The sequence below is a fragment of the Ruegeria sp. HKCCA4633 genome, from assembly GCF_013034605.1.
GTDB lineage: Bacteria > Pseudomonadota > Alphaproteobacteria > Rhodobacterales > Rhodobacteraceae > Ruegeria.
This window is the reverse complement of record NZ_WQGJ01000001.1, coordinates 750827-763927: the sequence shown is the minus strand read 5'-3', so window position 1 is coordinate 763927 and position 13101 is coordinate 750827. Positions and strand designations below refer to the sequence as shown.

The 13101-nt window shown below is 57.1% G+C and carries 17 protein-coding genes; 12 read left to right on the top strand and 5 right to left on the bottom strand.

Annotation, left to right across the window (positions count from 1 at the left end):
• The first annotated feature begins 9 nt into the window (after nucleotides 1–9).
• Genes GOV85_RS03805 through GOV85_RS03795 form a run of 3 tightly spaced genes read left to right on the top strand, consistent with a single transcriptional unit; the run spans nucleotide 10 to nucleotide 3215 of the window.
• Nucleotides 10–759, top strand: coding sequence for a biotin--[acetyl-CoA-carboxylase] ligase (locus tag GOV85_RS03805; RefSeq protein ID WP_171175147.1), 750 nt, complete (start codon nucleotides 10–12; stop codon nucleotides 757–759).
• 12 nt (nucleotides 760–771) lie between these two features.
• Nucleotides 772–1551: a type III pantothenate kinase gene (locus GOV85_RS03800; RefSeq protein WP_171175145.1), complete on the top strand. Its 780-nt coding sequence runs from the start codon at nucleotides 772–774 to the stop codon at nucleotides 1549–1551.
• On the top strand, nucleotides 1548–3215 hold the full coding sequence (locus tag GOV85_RS03795; RefSeq protein ID WP_171175143.1) for a ribonuclease J: 1668 nt from the start codon (nucleotides 1548–1550) through the stop codon (nucleotides 3213–3215). Before GOV85_RS03800 ends, GOV85_RS03795 begins: the two co-directional genes overlap by 4 nt.
• Nucleotides 3216–3225: 10 nt before the next feature.
• Here GOV85_RS03795 and GOV85_RS03790 read toward each other — a convergent pair whose 3' ends face one another.
• From GOV85_RS03790 to GOV85_RS03780, 3 genes are read right to left on the bottom strand one after another with little or no spacing between them, the layout of a single operon-like run.
• The gene (locus GOV85_RS03790) at nucleotides 3226–3927 is read right to left on the bottom strand and encodes an NUDIX hydrolase (RefSeq protein ID WP_171175141.1); all 702 of its coding nucleotides are present in this window, start codon (nucleotides 3925–3927) and stop codon (nucleotides 3226–3228) included.
• Nucleotides 3928–3952: 25 nt separating this feature from the next.
• Complete coding sequence (locus tag GOV85_RS03785; RefSeq protein WP_171175139.1) at nucleotides 3953–4351, bottom strand: DUF983 domain-containing protein; 399 nt, start codon at nucleotides 4349–4351, stop codon at nucleotides 3953–3955.
• Nucleotides 4348–4587 (bottom strand): hypothetical protein, encoded by a 240-nt coding sequence (locus GOV85_RS03780; protein ID WP_171175138.1) that lies wholly within the window; start codon nucleotides 4585–4587, stop codon nucleotides 4348–4350. Before GOV85_RS03780 ends, GOV85_RS03785 begins: the two co-directional genes overlap by 4 nt.
• Here GOV85_RS03780 and GOV85_RS03775 point away from each other — a divergent pair.
• Genes GOV85_RS03775 through GOV85_RS03760 form a run of 4 tightly spaced genes read left to right on the top strand, consistent with a single transcriptional unit; the run spans nucleotide 4572 to nucleotide 6479 of the window.
• The gene (locus GOV85_RS03775; protein WP_171175136.1) at nucleotides 4572–5042 is read left to right on the top strand and encodes an EF-hand domain-containing protein; all 471 of its coding nucleotides are present in this window, start codon (nucleotides 4572–4574) and stop codon (nucleotides 5040–5042) included. The genes GOV85_RS03780 and GOV85_RS03775 overlap by 16 nt on opposite strands.
• A 6-nt stretch (nucleotides 5043–5048) precedes the next feature.
• Complete coding sequence (locus GOV85_RS03770; RefSeq protein WP_171175134.1) at nucleotides 5049–5666, top strand: RNA polymerase sigma factor; 618 nt, start codon at nucleotides 5049–5051, stop codon at nucleotides 5664–5666.
• Entirely contained in the window at nucleotides 5656–6009 is a 354-nt protein-coding gene (locus tag GOV85_RS03765; RefSeq protein ID WP_245223229.1) for a hypothetical protein, read from the top strand. Before GOV85_RS03770 ends, GOV85_RS03765 begins: the two co-directional genes overlap by 11 nt.
• Entirely contained in the window at nucleotides 6006–6479 is a 474-nt protein-coding gene (locus GOV85_RS03760) for a periplasmic heavy metal sensor (RefSeq protein ID WP_171175131.1), read from the top strand. The genes GOV85_RS03765 and GOV85_RS03760 overlap by 4 nt, the downstream gene beginning before the upstream one ends.
• A gap of 6 nt (nucleotides 6480–6485) precedes the next feature.
• Here the strand turns inward: GOV85_RS03760 and GOV85_RS03755 are convergent, their stop codons facing one another.
• Nucleotides 6486–7886: a diguanylate cyclase gene (locus GOV85_RS03755; protein ID WP_171175129.1), complete on the bottom strand. Its 1401-nt coding sequence runs from the start codon at nucleotides 7884–7886 to the stop codon at nucleotides 6486–6488.
• A gap of 88 nt (nucleotides 7887–7974) precedes the next feature.
• Between GOV85_RS03755 and GOV85_RS03750 the strand changes: the two genes are divergently transcribed.
• The 5 genes from GOV85_RS03750 to GOV85_RS03730 all read left to right on the top strand — a co-directional run bounded on the left by GOV85_RS03750 (nucleotide 7975) and on the right by GOV85_RS03730 (nucleotide 12349).
• Entirely contained in the window at nucleotides 7975–8259 is a 285-nt protein-coding gene (locus GOV85_RS03750) for a DUF3572 domain-containing protein (protein ID WP_171175120.1), read from the top strand.
• A gap of 24 nt (nucleotides 8260–8283) precedes the next feature.
• A complete protein-coding gene (locus GOV85_RS03745; RefSeq protein WP_171175118.1) occupies nucleotides 8284–8985 on the top strand; it encodes an HAD family hydrolase in 702 nt (233 codons plus the stop codon).
• A 109-nt stretch (nucleotides 8986–9094) separates the two neighbouring features.
• Nucleotides 9095–10654 carry a trimethylamine methyltransferase family protein gene (locus tag GOV85_RS03740; RefSeq protein WP_171175116.1) on the top strand — a complete coding sequence of 520 codons (1560 nt, stop codon included), beginning with the start codon at nucleotides 9095–9097 and terminating at the stop codon, nucleotides 10652–10654.
• Between the two features lie 118 nt (nucleotides 10655–10772).
• Complete coding sequence (locus GOV85_RS03735) at nucleotides 10773–11360, top strand: heme NO-binding domain-containing protein (RefSeq protein WP_171175113.1); 588 nt, start codon at nucleotides 10773–10775, stop codon at nucleotides 11358–11360.
• Nucleotides 11357–12349: a GGDEF domain-containing protein gene (locus GOV85_RS03730; RefSeq protein ID WP_171175111.1), complete on the top strand. Its 993-nt coding sequence runs from the start codon at nucleotides 11357–11359 to the stop codon at nucleotides 12347–12349. The genes GOV85_RS03735 and GOV85_RS03730 overlap by 4 nt, the downstream gene beginning before the upstream one ends.
• A gap of 3 nt (nucleotides 12350–12352) precedes the next feature.
• Here the strand turns inward: GOV85_RS03730 and GOV85_RS03725 are convergent, their stop codons facing one another.
• Entirely contained in the window at nucleotides 12353–13051 is a 699-nt protein-coding gene (locus GOV85_RS03725) for a CbiX/SirB N-terminal domain-containing protein (protein WP_171175102.1), read from the bottom strand.
• Between the last annotated feature and the right edge of the window lie 50 nt (nucleotides 13052–13101).

Genomic DNA, 13101 nt, shown 5'->3' with positions numbered 1-13101 from the left:
CTTTTTGATATGAGTAAATGGCCCCAAGGCTACGGTCTGCACGAGGTGCAGGAAGTCGATAGCACCCTGAACGAGGCGGCGCGGATCGCGCCCAATGCCCGTGGTCCTGTCTGGATCATGGCACATCATCAGACAGCAGCCCGCGGACGGCGTGGACGGGCCTGGGCTAATCCTATGGGCAATCTGGCCGCGACGTTGCTGATGCGTCCGCAAGGCGCGCCGGAACAGGCGGCATTGCGCAGCTTTGTGGCCGCGCTGGCCCTGTTCGACGCCTGTGTCGCCGTAACCGGAAGAACGGCCGGGTTGTCGCTGAAGTGGCCCAATGATGTCCTGCTGAATGGCGGCAAGCTTGCCGGTATCTTGCTGGAAAGCACCGGGCAGGGGCACGGTGTGGCGCATCTGGCGATCGGTATCGGGGTAAACCTGGCCAATGCACCGGATGCGGATGCGGTCGAACCTGGTGCGATGCGGCCTGTTTCACTGCTGTCAGAAACCGGGACGCACGTCTCGCCAGAGGATTTTCTGACCGAGCTTGCAGGCGCCTTTGCCACTTACGAAACCCAATTTACCACTTATGGGTTCGAACCGATCCGTACTGCTTGGTTGGCCCGCGCGGCCCGGTTGGGAGAGGTTATCACCGCACGTACCGGAACGTCAGAGACGGTAGGAACATTCGAAACAGTGGACGCAAGCGGCAACCTTGTCTTAAACACCGCCAAAGGCCGCGTGAGCATTCCCGCGGCAGACGTGTATTTCTGAAAGGGGCGTTAAATGCTTCTGGCCATTGATTGCGGCAACACCAACACCGTTTTCTCGATCTGGGACGGCGAGAAGTTTCTGTGCACCCTGCGCACCTCGACCCACCATGCGCGTACGGCGGATGCATATTTCACATGGTATTCGACGCTGGTGAAACACTATGGCATTGAGGCAGTCATAACAGATGTCGTCATTGCCTCGACCGTGCCACGTGTGGTGTTCAATCTGCGCATTTTTGCGGATCGCTTCTTTGGGTGCCGCCCGCTGGTGGTTGGCAAGCCTGACTGCCTATTGCCTGTGCCGCCGCGTGTCGACGAAGGAACTGTCCCAGGTCCTGACCGGCTGGCCAATGCAGTGGGCGCGTTTGACCGGCACGGCGGAAACGTGGTCGTGGTGGATTTTGGCACTGCAACGAACTTTGATGTGGTTGCCGCCGATGGGGCCTATGTCGGGGGAATTATTGCGCCCGGTGTGAACCTGAGCCTTGAAGCTCTGCATCAAGGGGCGGCTGCGCTTCCGCATATCGACATTACCCGACCGGATAAAGTGATCGGGACGAATACGGTTGGATGTATCCAATCGGGCGTGTATTGGGGCTATTCCGGCCTGATCGAAGGCCTGATCGCCCGGATCAAAAACGAATACGGAATGCCGATGAAAGTTGTCGGAACAGGAGGGCTAGCCCCTTTGTTCGATCAGGCCGACGTAGGGTTTGACGCAATCGAAGATGATCTGACGATGCACGGATTGACCGTGATCCATCGCTATAACAAGGATAATAGCTCCGCATGAGCAGTGAAAGATTGATCTACCTGCCGCTGGGTGGCGCGGGTGAAATTGGCATGAATGCCTATGTGTACGGTTATGGTAAACCGGGACAGGAGCGCCTGATCCTTGTCGATCTGGGCGTCACCTTTCCGGACATGGACACAACACCCGGTGTTGACCTGATTTATGCAGATATTTCTTGGTTGAAAGAGCGTGCGGATCAGCTGGACGGCGTCTTTATCACTCACGCGCATGAGGACCATGTTGGCGCGGTGGCGCATTGCTATGAAGCCTTGGGTGCCCCGATTTATGCCCGCGCGTTCACGGCCAACATTGCACGCCGCAAGATGGAAGAACACGCGCACCCAACCGAGGCGGTGACGACCGTATCTGCCTGGCCTGAACAGGTCTCGGTTGGTCCTTTCACAATTGGGTTTCTGCCTGTATCGCACTCGATCCCTGAAAGCGCGGCTTTGGTCATCGACACGCCTGCAGGACGAGTGGTGCATTCCGGTGACTTCAAGCTGGACGAGAATCCGGTCGTGGGCGAGGCTTTCGACCCAGACCTTTGGACCGAAGTGGCCAAACCCGGTGTCAAAGCCCTGATCTGCGACAGTACAAACGTGTTTTCGGCCCATCCCGGCCGTTCGGAATCCGAAGTTGGGCCGGAAATCACCAAACTGGTTGAAAACGCCGAAGGCATGGTCGTGGCGACCACGTTTGCCTCAAATGTTGCGCGGGTCAAAACACTGGCCGAAGCGGGTCAGCGGGCAGGGCGATCGGTTGTTCTGTTGGGCCGCGCCATGCGCCGGATGATCGAGGCCGCAACCGAAACTGGCATCCTGTCGGATTTCCCAAAGGTGATCAGCGCGGAAGAGGCGTTGGATCTTCCGCGTCAGAATCTGATGCTGATCGTAACCGGCAGCCAAGGCGAGCGCCGTGCCGCCAGCGCCCAGCTGGCCCGTGGTAAATACCGAGGTCTGGAACTGGCCGAGGGCGACCTGTTTCTGTTTTCTTCTAAAACCATTCCGGGCAATGAGCGGGGCGTGATCTTCATCATGAACCAGCTCAGCGAAAAGGGCGTGGATGTGGTGGATGACAGCTCGGGTCTTTATCACGTGTCAGGCCACGCCAACCGGCCTGATCTTGAGAAGGTCCATGCGCTGATTGACCCGCAGGTCATTATTCCCATGCACGGTGAACACCGTCACCTGCGCGAACATGTCAAACTTGCCGAGAATGGCGGCAGAACCGGTGTGCTGGCGGTGAATGGCACCATGCTGGATCTCAGTGGCAACGCCCCGGCTGTTGTCGACTATGTCGAAACCGGGCGCACATATCTGGACGGGTCGGTCAAGATCGGTGCGTTGGACGGCGTGGTGCGGGATCGTATCCGCATGGCATTGAACGGCCATGTCACGGTCACCGTGGTTTTGGACGAGGAAGACGAACCGCTGGGTGAACCTTGGTGCGATACCATGGGCCTGCCCGAGATCGGAACTTCGCGCGCGGCTGTGGTGGAGGTTCTGGAGGAGGACCTGAATCAATTCCTGATGCGGGCTGCGGCCAAAACCCTGCGCGACGACGACAAACTGGAAGACGAGATGCGCCGGATTGTTCGTCAGACCGCGAAAGCGGAAATCGGTAAGAAGCCCGAAGTGACGGTGGTTGTCAGCCGGATGCGGTGACCCGGTACCGTCAGTCGTGTTCCGGCATCGGGTAACCCCTGAGGCGCAGGAACAGGTTGGCTTCTTCGTCATTCTTGTAAAACGGAACGGACACTGGAGGCTCGGGGGATGTAACCCGGGCCGCTACTTCGGCAAGAACAACCTCGGTTATGAAGGGCAGGTCCAAATCTCGCGCGCGGTCCAGTTGCACCCATTGCAGGTGCGACAGCTCGTCTGAGGCGCGACTGAAATCGTCCAGATCACCTTGCAAGGCTTCCGCGTCGACCAAAAAGAACCGTGCGTCAAACCGGCGAGGGCGACCGGGTGGTGTCACCGCGCGGAAAACGAACTGCAATGCAGCTGCAGATGGCACGTATCCCATGTCGGAAAAGCTTTGCCAGTCGTCAGGTGCGTGCCCCGGCCATGCGCCCGGCTGGCCCAGAACAAGGCCCGTTTCCTCCCAGAGCTCGCGAATGGCAGCGGCGGCCAGCGCGTGTTGCAATCCGGACTCGGCCTGTTCAGCCAAACGGTCACGGCACAGATCGGGCAGCTTGGTCGCCAGGGGCACTGCTGAATCCGCCGGATCAACGGCACCGCCAGGGAACACAAACTTGTTCGGCATGAACACGGCTTTGGACCCGCGTTGCCCCATAAGGATCGACGGATTGGTCCATCTGTCCCGCAAAACGATGACAGTTGCGGCGTCACGGATGGCGGTCTTGTCTGCTGTCATGTCTACGCCACCTGGCCCGGCAGGTTCAATTCGATGTTCCGAAACCGTGCATACGGCGGGCCCACTGATACGCGACAACGGCGCCTTTCAAACGGGGCAGCAGGTACAGCGACAGAGCAACGCAACCGATTGAGAAACCGATGGCCATGGTCCAGGGGTCTGGCCGCCAATGGACGTAGGACACGTGCAGGGCAGGCGCCAGCAGGTGACCAACAAGTAGAATCGTCAGATAGGCTGGCCCGTCATCGGCGCGATGATGAAACAGCTCCTGCCCGCATTTCGCGCAGCTATCATTGACCTTGAGATAGCTGTGCAACAGCTTGCCTTCGCCACAGTTGGGGCATTTGCACCGAAACCCTTTAACAAGGGCGGGCCATGTTTCACGCTCTGTCTCGGTCGCGGTGTTGATCGTCTGATCCGTCATAATATAACTCGCGCATTAATCTTTGCCGGATAATGCGCCTGAACGGGCAGATTTGAAAGGGGGGTGCGTCGCTTTGCAACGCCCGATACCCAATGCGCAGAAATCGCTTCTGAATTCACTTTCAAAAAAATGCATTTTTCTGCGACGGAATTTTCGATGCCCCGCGTTTGAATTGGTATGAGCAGCGGCACTGGGGCCGCTTCAACACGGGAAAAACGAAATGAAAAACGCGACATTCATCACGGCTATTGTTTTGTCCGCAGTTGCTGTCACAGGCACATCGGTTCTGGCTGCCGGAAAAGGCGGACGCGAGCCTGTGTCCTTTCAGGAACTCGACGCCGATGGCGACGGTCAGGTGACACAGCAAGAGATGGAGGCCCACCGCACCGCGCGTTTCACGCAAGCGGATACCGACGGTGATGGCCAGCTGAGCCTTGACGAGATGCAAGCTGCTGCACAGAAAAAGGCAAGTGACCGCGTCGCCAAGATGTTCGAAAAAAATGATGCGAACAAAGACGGGTTTCTCAGCCAGGACGAGTTGCCGAAACCCCGCCGGGCTGACAAGATGTTTGATCGGATGGACGCTGATAACAGCGGCGGGATCTCGGAACAGGAATTTGCCGATGCCAAAGACAAGATGGGACGGCACCACAAGAAAAAGCATCAAAACTCGGACGCAGACGATAGCTGATGCAGGATGGAGGATCTGACCTCCTACCCACAAGACGCCCGCGGTGCGATGTGCAGCGCGGGCACCCTCAGCGACGATGAGTTGCTGGGGCGCTTCGCCGATGGCAATGCCGAAGCCGCACGGGTTCTTACTGACCGTCTGGGGCCACGGTGTTACTCGGTCGCGTTACGAATGTTGGGCAATCGGGCCGAGGCGGAAGATGTGACGCAAGAGGCGATGATGCGGCTGTGGCAAATGGCACCGGATTGGGTGTCGGGCCAGGCTAAAGTCTCGACCTGGCTGTACCGGGTGACTTTGAATCTGTGCGTGGACATACGGCGCAAGAAGACACCGGACAGGCTGTCGGACGTTCCTGAGCCTGAAGATGGTGAAGCCAGCGTAGTTGACCGGATGCAGGATGAGGCGCGCAAGGACGCGTTGCAGATCGCTTTGGCCGAGTTGCCCGAACGGCAGCGGCAAGCAGTGGTGTTGCGCCATATTGAAGAGTTGCCCAACCCCGAAATTGCCGGGATCATGGGCATTTCCGTGGAAGCGGTTGAAAGCCTGACGGCGCGGGGCAAACGCAGTCTGGCCGCTATTCTGGCGGGACGGCGCGAAGAACTGGGGTATGACAATGGCGGATGACGATCTGGAACTGGATCATTTGTTTGCACAAGCGCGGCGACAACGGCCGGCTTTGCCAGACGATCTGGCCGTGCGCATCCAAACGGATGCAGAGGCGGTGCGCTTGGGCCGCATGAAACCCGCGCCACAACCGGGGCCTGCGTTGTGGGACAGGCTGGTGCGCAATCTGGGTGGCTGGCAGGGGTTGAGTGGCCTTGTTGCGGCCAGCGCGGCCGGTGTCTGGATCGGGTTTTCCGCGCCTGCCTTTTTGCCCGATCCCGCCAACCTGCTGACAACGCAAGATACGGCCTTTCTTGTGGCCGACCTTGGCTATGACACGAGTTTTCTGGAGACCACGGAATGAACGCTGATTCCAAACCCAAACGCCGGTGGATGCCCATTGTCCTGGTTGTGTCTCTGGCTCTGAACCTGTTGATCATTGGCGTCGCTGTAGGAACTGTGTTGCGCCTGAAAGGGGGGGATCACGCCAAGGCGCCGCCGGGATTTGGCCCGGCCTTGTACCGGGCGTTGCCAAAAGACGACCGCAAGGCGATGCGGAGTGAATTGGGGGACTTGCACAAGAAAGGTTCTAAGGGCCGCACGCAAGATTTTGAGGCGATGAGCCAGGCATTGCGCGCCGTGCCTTTTGACCCGAATGCCGTCGAAACTCTGCTGCAGCAGCAGGCGCAGGCCACGGCCAACCTGCAAGGGGCACTGCAAGCGCAATGGCTGATCCGCGTCACCGCCATGAGCGATGAGGAAAGGCAGGCCTATGCAGATCGATTGCAAGATGTCGTCAAGCGTGGCCCGCATAAACACAAGAAAAAGGACTGACCGGCGTCAGGCTGCGCTTTGCCGGATGCTCACCTGATTGCGTCCGGCTTTTTTCGCCGAATACAACGCTTTGTCAGCGGATTGAATCAGGGTCTCTACATGCGGAGTGAGGCTGTCCCGACCAGGGAACGCGTCCAGAGACATTTTTAGCCCGATACTGACTGTCACGTTGACCTCTGGTCCCTGTTCAGAAAGTTGAAACGGCGCGCTACAGATACTGCCGCAGAGAGTTTCAGCGAGCCGCACCGCTTGTTTGGGTGACACATCCGGCACTCCAATCATGAACTCCTCTCCACCTATGCGGGCGACAAACCCCCTTGGACCAAGAGCGCTGCGCAAGCGCTCTGCGGCCTGCGTAAGAACGTGATCCCCGCTGGCGTGACCGTGGTCGTCATTAATCGTCTTGAAGTGATCGAGGTCAGCCAGCATGACCGCAAAGCCGCGTTTGGTTCGAGCGGATTCACGTGCGATCTGGTCCAGCGCGCGCATGGCAAACCGGCGATTGTGCAGCCCCGTCAGCGGGTCGACCCAGGAATCGGCAAGCCCCTTTTTTAGCGATATTCGCATGTGGTCCAGACGGGCCTTGCGCGCGATCTGGTTGTCCAATCGAAGCTGGATTTCCTGCGCACAGAACCCACCCAGGCACACGGCATCCGCACCCCGATCCAAGGCTTCGGATGCCTGAACAGCGTCGTTGTCTTTTAGCACTCCGATCAACACGGTATTACGCGTGACGCCCCGCGATCTGAGATCCGCCAGAATATTCAGATCGGAGGGATGCGGGCCCAGTTCGACCACGATAGCATCTGGGACAGCTCCGGACAGGAAGCCTTGAAGGTTCGACTGCAAGTGCCAGGACAATGTGTGTTGGCGCTGATCGCTCAACGCCTTTTGCCACAGCACGCCAGTTTGCACGGCGTGTGTCAAAACACTCACCTTTGCGGATTTGGGCGGGCGGATAATCGCTGGTGCGGGCTCACCGAACCCAATGGGTTGCGCGCCAGTGCCAACCTGCAGGTCCTGTCTGATTGCGTGTGCGCGCAGCAAGCTTCGGATACGCGCCAGCAGCAAGGCATCCTTGAAGGGATGGGTCAATACATCGTCCAGCCCATCTTTCAGGGCACGCAACCGTGCGTCCCTGTCGTTTTGCGCGGCAATTGCAACAACCGGCACATCCTCCAGCCCGGGAACTGTTGCTATGACCTTTTTGACATCCGCAGCCGTTCCGTCCGGCAAGGTCTGCGCTGTCAGTACCAGATCAGGTTGCGTTCGACGCACAAGCGACAGCAATCCATCTATTTTTTCCCCCTGTACCACGTGGTACCAAGCCGCAGTCAGTTGAACTTTCAACATGATGCGATTGGTTGATACCCCGTCGAGGACAAGGATGGTTACCTGCACAGACATAGTCGTTCACCGTTGATTGCATGCGTGAACAAAGTGTTTATGAGTCTGGTTAATAAACCCTTTCCATGACTGGATCTGAGCACAGTTTATGCCAATATCATCTGATTCCGCGGAAACACTCGCCCTGACGGCTCTGGGCTGGCTGGTTGGAAATGACGAGCTTTTGCCGGTGTTTCTGGGTTCGACGGGTGCATCAATCGAAGATGTGCGCGATCGCGCCGGGGACCCGGATTTTCTGGCGTCGGTAATGGACTTTCTGGTGCTTGACGATTCGTGGGTCATGGCGTTTTGTGACGCCAATGCGATCGCCTATGATCTGCCTGCCCAGGCAAGAGCGGTTTTATCCGGCGGTGCTGACATTCATTGGACCTGAAATCCTCTTCCGCTGGAGCACCTGATGCCGATAGATGCAATCGTCTTCGATAAAGATGGTACGCTGTTTGATTTTGCCAACACATGGGGTGGCTTTGGCCGCAGTTTACTGCTGCGCTTGACAGATGGTGACAAAGAACGAGCCGCCGGGCTTGGGCGCCTTATCGGTTATGATCTTGAGCAAGAGCGATATGCCGAAGACAGTATTGTGATCGCCGCGACTGTCGAAGAAATCGCCGATGTGTTGGCTGCACATGTGGATACCATGACCGTTCAAGAGATCGTGGATGTGATGAATGCCGAAGCCGCCGCAGCCCCTCAGTCCCCGGCTGTTCCGCTGGTCCCGTTTCTAGAGGGCTTGCATAAGGCAGGGCTGAAGCTGGGGGTTGCAACCAATGACAGTGAACATCCTGCGATGCAGCATCTGGAATCGGCAGGGATCAGCGAACATTTCGATTTCATAGCTGGATATGACAGCGGCCATGGATTTAAGCCGGGGCCCGGACAGCTATTGGCCTTTGCTGCGCATGTCGGCGTTGACCCTTCGCGGGTTGCGATGGTGGGGGACAGCCTCCATGACCTACAAGCCGGGCGTGCCGCGGGGATGACAACCATAGGGGTTTTGACAGGTCTGGCCGAGGCAGAAGTGCTGGCCCCAATGGCAGATGTGGTCTTGCCGGACATTGGACATATACCCGAATGGCTAGCGAAAAACCAATTGGGTTAAGTTGGCAATCGACCATCCGAGATAAAAAACCGACATTTCCTGTCGCAGACGGAGCGGCGAGAATCGTGTCTCATGGGCTTGCTTGTTTAACGCAGGAACGGAGGCAACGATGGGCGAGACACCAACACGCAAGCGTCGCGGCGGAGGACGCGCAGGGGCTGCCGCACGCAGAGGAAGTGCGGTGATTGACCAGATGCCTTGGAATCCGCCGGTCAATATCGACCGTCCGACAGAACCGTTGGACCAGGCCGGGATCGAAGCGATCCATGAAGGGGCCATGCGTATCCTTGAAGAGATCGGGATCGAATTTTACAACGAAGAGGCAATAGGCATCCTGCGTAAGGCGGGTTGCACCATCGAAGGTGACAATGTGCGCATGGGGCGCGACTTTGTCATGGAGATGATTGCGAAAGCCCCGAGTCAATTTTCCATCACGCCACGTAATCCGGATCGCAAGATCGAGATCGGTGGAAAGAACATGCTGTTCGGCAATGTCTCGTCGCCGCCGAATTATTGGGACATGGAAATCGGAAAGAAGGTGCCCGGAAACCGCGAGATGTGCCGGAATCTTCTGAAACTGACGCAGTACTTCAACTGCATCCATTTCGCGGGTGGATACCCGGTTGAACCAGTCGATATCCACGCCAGCATACGGCATCTGGACGTGCTTTATGACAAGCTGACGCTGACCGACAAAGCCATGCATGCCTATTCTTTGGGTAAGGAACGTGTCGAGGACGTGATGGAAATGGTGCGCATCGCTGGCGGCCTGAGCCACGAAGAGTTCGAGGCCACCCCGCGCGTGTACACCAACATCAACTCGACTTCGCCGCTAAAGCATGATCATCCGATGATCGATGGCTGCCTTCGGCTGGCACGGCGCGGGCAGGCGATTGTGGTGACACCCTTTACTCTGGCCGGGGCGATGGCACCGGTGACAATGGCAGGTGCTGTGGCCCAGTCATTGGCCGAAGCGCTGTGTGCGATCGCCTTGTTCCAATATGTGCGCCCGGGGATTCCCTGCGTCATCGGAACTTTTACGTCGAATGTGGATATGAAATCCGGCGCGCCGGCTTTTGGAACACCAGAGTACATGCGCTCGACCCAGATGACCGGACAGATGGCGCGCTTCTATGGCTTGCCGATGCGGTCTTCGGGCGTTTGTGCCGCAAACGTGCCCGATGGACAGTCTATTTGGGAAACCTCGAACTCGCTTTGGGCGTCCGTTCAATCGGGCACCAATATGGTCTATCATGCGGCTGGATGGCTGGAAGGCGGCCTGATAGCAAGCCCGGAAAAGTTCATCATGGATTGTGAAATCCTGCAACAAATTCAACGCTATATGAACCCAGAATTGACGGCTACCGGTCCCGACGAGATCGCGCTTGATGCGATCCGCGCAGTTGGGAATGACGGTCATTTCTTCGGCATTCAGCACACGCAGGACCGTTATACCACTGCATTCTATCAACCCTTTCTGAGTGATTGGAAAAACTATGAAGGGTGGGAGGTCGCTGGCGGCATCTGGACGGCTGAACGCGCCCATCACATGTTCAAGGAGATCATCTCGAGCTTTGAGGCACCGCCGATGGATGAAGCCATTCGCGAGGAATTGGCTGCCTTTGTTGAGCGTCGCAAAGCTGAGGGCGGCGCGCCGACAGATTTCTGATCAGGCAGCAAGTGTCGAAGTGATACCCGATTGAATTCGCTACAACTTAGGGTGGATTTTGGCTATTTGTTAAGACTTTTCAGCCCAGAGTGCAGGGAACACCAAATTGGGGTTTCCAATGCATGGTCTGATCAATCGGGCGATACAGTCTTTTGTCTGCGCAACCTATGGGCAACCCTATTGGGTGCGCGTGGCCGAGACTGCGCAGCTTGGATTTGTCGAATTCGAAGCCATGCTTGTCTATGACGATGACGTAACGGCTAGAGTATTGGACGCGCTCAGCGGTGAACTGAACCGACCTAGGGCGGAAATTCTTGAGGATGTGGGGACTTACCTTGTGTCCCACCCGAATATGGAAGGGTTGCGCCGTCTGCTTAGATTTGGTGGCGTCAGTTATGTGGAGTTTCTTCATTCCCTTGACGATCTAGCTGACCGGGTGAGGTTGGCAGTGTCCGATTTGACCCTACCGGCCCTAGAATTGAGAGAGCTTTCGACAACAGAATACCAACTGTTTTGCTTCCCGGGTTTGTCTGGTTATTCCAGCGTGATGGTCGGTGTTCTGCGTGCCATGGCCGACGACTACGGAGCGTTGGTTATGTTGTCTCATGAGGGACAACAGCAAGACAGCGAAGTCATTTCCATAATGCTGGTTGAAAGCGCTTTTGCAGAAGGGCGGCATTTTGATTTGGGGGCTCGGACCGGATGACAGATCCTCGCGAGCTTGTCAGTCTGCTGGAAACGCTTTGCCCGATGTTTCTGTTGGTGGACCAAAACGGGTGTATTCAACAAGCCGGTCCAACCCTGCAAAAACTGAGACCAGACTTGCAGCTGGTGGGCCAAGGGTTTCTGGACGTTTTTGAACTGATCCGTCCCAGAACAGTCACAACCATTCCGGCATTGATGTCGATGGCCAGGGCGAAACTGCACCTGAAATTCCATGATGAGCCCCGAACTGCACTCAAGGGGTTGGTCGCCCCATTGCCGCATTCTGGTGGCGCTGTCATCAACCTGTCATTCGGAATTTCAATTCTGGATGCGGTGCGGGACTACGCGCTGACAAGTGCGGATTTCTCAGGTACCGACCTTGCGATTGAATTACTTTATCTGGTCGAGGCCAAATCTGCCGCAATGGAGGCGTCGAGGTCGCTAAACCTGAGGCTTCAAGGCGCCATGCTGGCGGCTGAAGAGCAGGCTTACACCGACACACTAACCGGATTAAAAAACCGTAGGGCCATGGATCACGTGCTGGCACATATGATCTCTGCAAATTCGGCTTTTGCTCTGATGCATCTGGATCTTGATTTCTTCAAATCCGTGAATGACAGGCTGGGCCATGCGGCAGGTGATTTCGTCTTACAGCAAGCGGCCCGCATCATGCTTGAAGAAACGCGCGATGACGATACGGTTGCCCGTGTCGGAGGAGACGAATTTGTTATCGTTTTCAAAGGCCTGACGCGGGAAGACACGTTGGAGGCAATTGCAGGCCGCCTCATCCAGCGTTTGAACGAACCGATGCTTTTTCAAAACCAGAAATGCAGTGTGTCGGCCAGTATTGGCACAGCTTTGTCCACTCAGTTCCAAGTGCTTAAAGCGGCGGATATTCTGCATGCCGCTGATTTAGCGTTGTACCAAGCGAAACGCGACGGTCGGTCCTGTCATCGTTTGTATTCGACACTGACCAACGCGCGACCCTGAGCGTTAGACTGACGCGAACGCCTCAGTCACCTTCTTTGCAATTTGGTGCTGGATGGGTGCAAGCTCCCCGACGACGGGCATAACGGTTCCGTTAAACTTGGCGCGCGCCAGCTCATCGGGGACGTCCTCTAGGACATGCCCGCCGGTACAGGCGAAGAACGGCAGGCAAATCGCCTGATCTGACGCATCGTGTGCTGCTTCGGCAATCGAGGGCGGTTCTTCGACAAAACCAACGCGGATGGATTGGAAGGCAACTTGCGTGCCAAGCTGTCTTGCAAATTCGTTGGCCACCGCCGAAGGGTTGCGGCTGCGGCCTGACCCGTGCGCCGCGATCACCAGGTCAGTTGTCGAAGCTTTCCAATTCCGTTCCCGCAGTTTTGCATGCAACGCCTGCGCAGTAAGCGTGGGCAGATCGGGATCAATGCCCAAAGGGTCAAGAATTCGCGCGGCGTGGTCCCCGACCCGTTTCGGCAAGGCACTGGTCACAAACCAACCCTTTGCCATGAAAAGCGGATAGATCACTGTGTTTTCGGGTAGGCCGTCCAGTTGCGCCTCTAGCGCGCCGGGTTTAGCAAGTGTTGCCGAATGCACGGTCACAGAGCTTGTCAACGCGTCGACCTTGGCTGCAAAAGCAGCCAGTGCCGCTTCTGCCGGGTCCGGTTCGGAAGGCTGGCCATGGGCGACAATAATGGCGTGTGACATTCGGTACTCCCGCTGTTTTCTGCGATAAGTGTTACGGCACGACCTGAAGT

Excerpts from the sequence above, each read along its gene's own strand:
- GOV85_RS03795 (WP_171175143.1), top strand. The coding sequence starts at position 1,548 with ATGAGCAGTGAAAGATTGATCTACCTGCCGCTGGGTGGCGCGGGTGAA.
- GOV85_RS03745 (WP_171175118.1), top strand. The coding sequence starts at position 8,284 with ATGCCGATAGATGCAATCGTCTTCGATAAAGATGGTACGCTGTTTGAT.
- GOV85_RS03780 (WP_171175138.1), bottom strand. The coding sequence starts at position 4,587 with ATGTCGCGTTTTTCATTTCGTTTTTCCCGTGTTGAAGCGGCCCCAGTG.
- GOV85_RS03740 (WP_171175116.1), top strand. The coding sequence starts at position 9,095 with ATGGGCGAGACACCAACACGCAAGCGTCGCGGCGGAGGACGCGCAGGG.
- GOV85_RS03790 (WP_171175141.1), bottom strand. The coding sequence starts at position 3,927 with ATGACAGCAGACAAGACCGCCATCCGTGACGCCGCAACTGTCATCGTT.
- GOV85_RS03755 (WP_171175129.1), bottom strand. The coding sequence starts at position 7,886 with ATGTCTGTGCAGGTAACCATCCTTGTCCTCGACGGGGTATCAACCAAT.
- GOV85_RS03750 (WP_171175120.1), top strand. The coding sequence starts at position 7,975 with ATGCCAATATCATCTGATTCCGCGGAAACACTCGCCCTGACGGCTCTG.
- GOV85_RS03785 (WP_171175139.1), bottom strand. The coding sequence starts at position 4,351 with ATGACGGATCAGACGATCAACACCGCGACCGAGACAGAGCGTGAAACA.
- GOV85_RS03805 (WP_171175147.1), top strand. The coding sequence starts at position 10 with ATGAGTAAATGGCCCCAAGGCTACGGTCTGCACGAGGTGCAGGAAGTC.
- GOV85_RS03735 (WP_171175113.1), top strand. The coding sequence starts at position 10,773 with ATGCATGGTCTGATCAATCGGGCGATACAGTCTTTTGTCTGCGCAACC.
- GOV85_RS03765 (WP_245223229.1), top strand. The coding sequence starts at position 5,656 with ATGGCGGATGACGATCTGGAACTGGATCATTTGTTTGCACAAGCGCGG.
- GOV85_RS03730 (WP_171175111.1), top strand. The coding sequence starts at position 11,357 with ATGACAGATCCTCGCGAGCTTGTCAGTCTGCTGGAAACGCTTTGCCCG.
- GOV85_RS03760 (WP_171175131.1), top strand. The coding sequence starts at position 6,006 with ATGAACGCTGATTCCAAACCCAAACGCCGGTGGATGCCCATTGTCCTG.
- GOV85_RS03770 (WP_171175134.1), top strand. The coding sequence starts at position 5,049 with ATGGAGGATCTGACCTCCTACCCACAAGACGCCCGCGGTGCGATGTGC.
- GOV85_RS03775 (WP_171175136.1), top strand. The coding sequence starts at position 4,572 with ATGAAAAACGCGACATTCATCACGGCTATTGTTTTGTCCGCAGTTGCT.
- GOV85_RS03800 (WP_171175145.1), top strand. The coding sequence starts at position 772 with ATGCTTCTGGCCATTGATTGCGGCAACACCAACACCGTTTTCTCGATC.
- GOV85_RS03725 (WP_171175102.1), bottom strand. The coding sequence starts at position 13,051 with ATGTCACACGCCATTATTGTCGCCCATGGCCAGCCTTCCGAACCGGAC.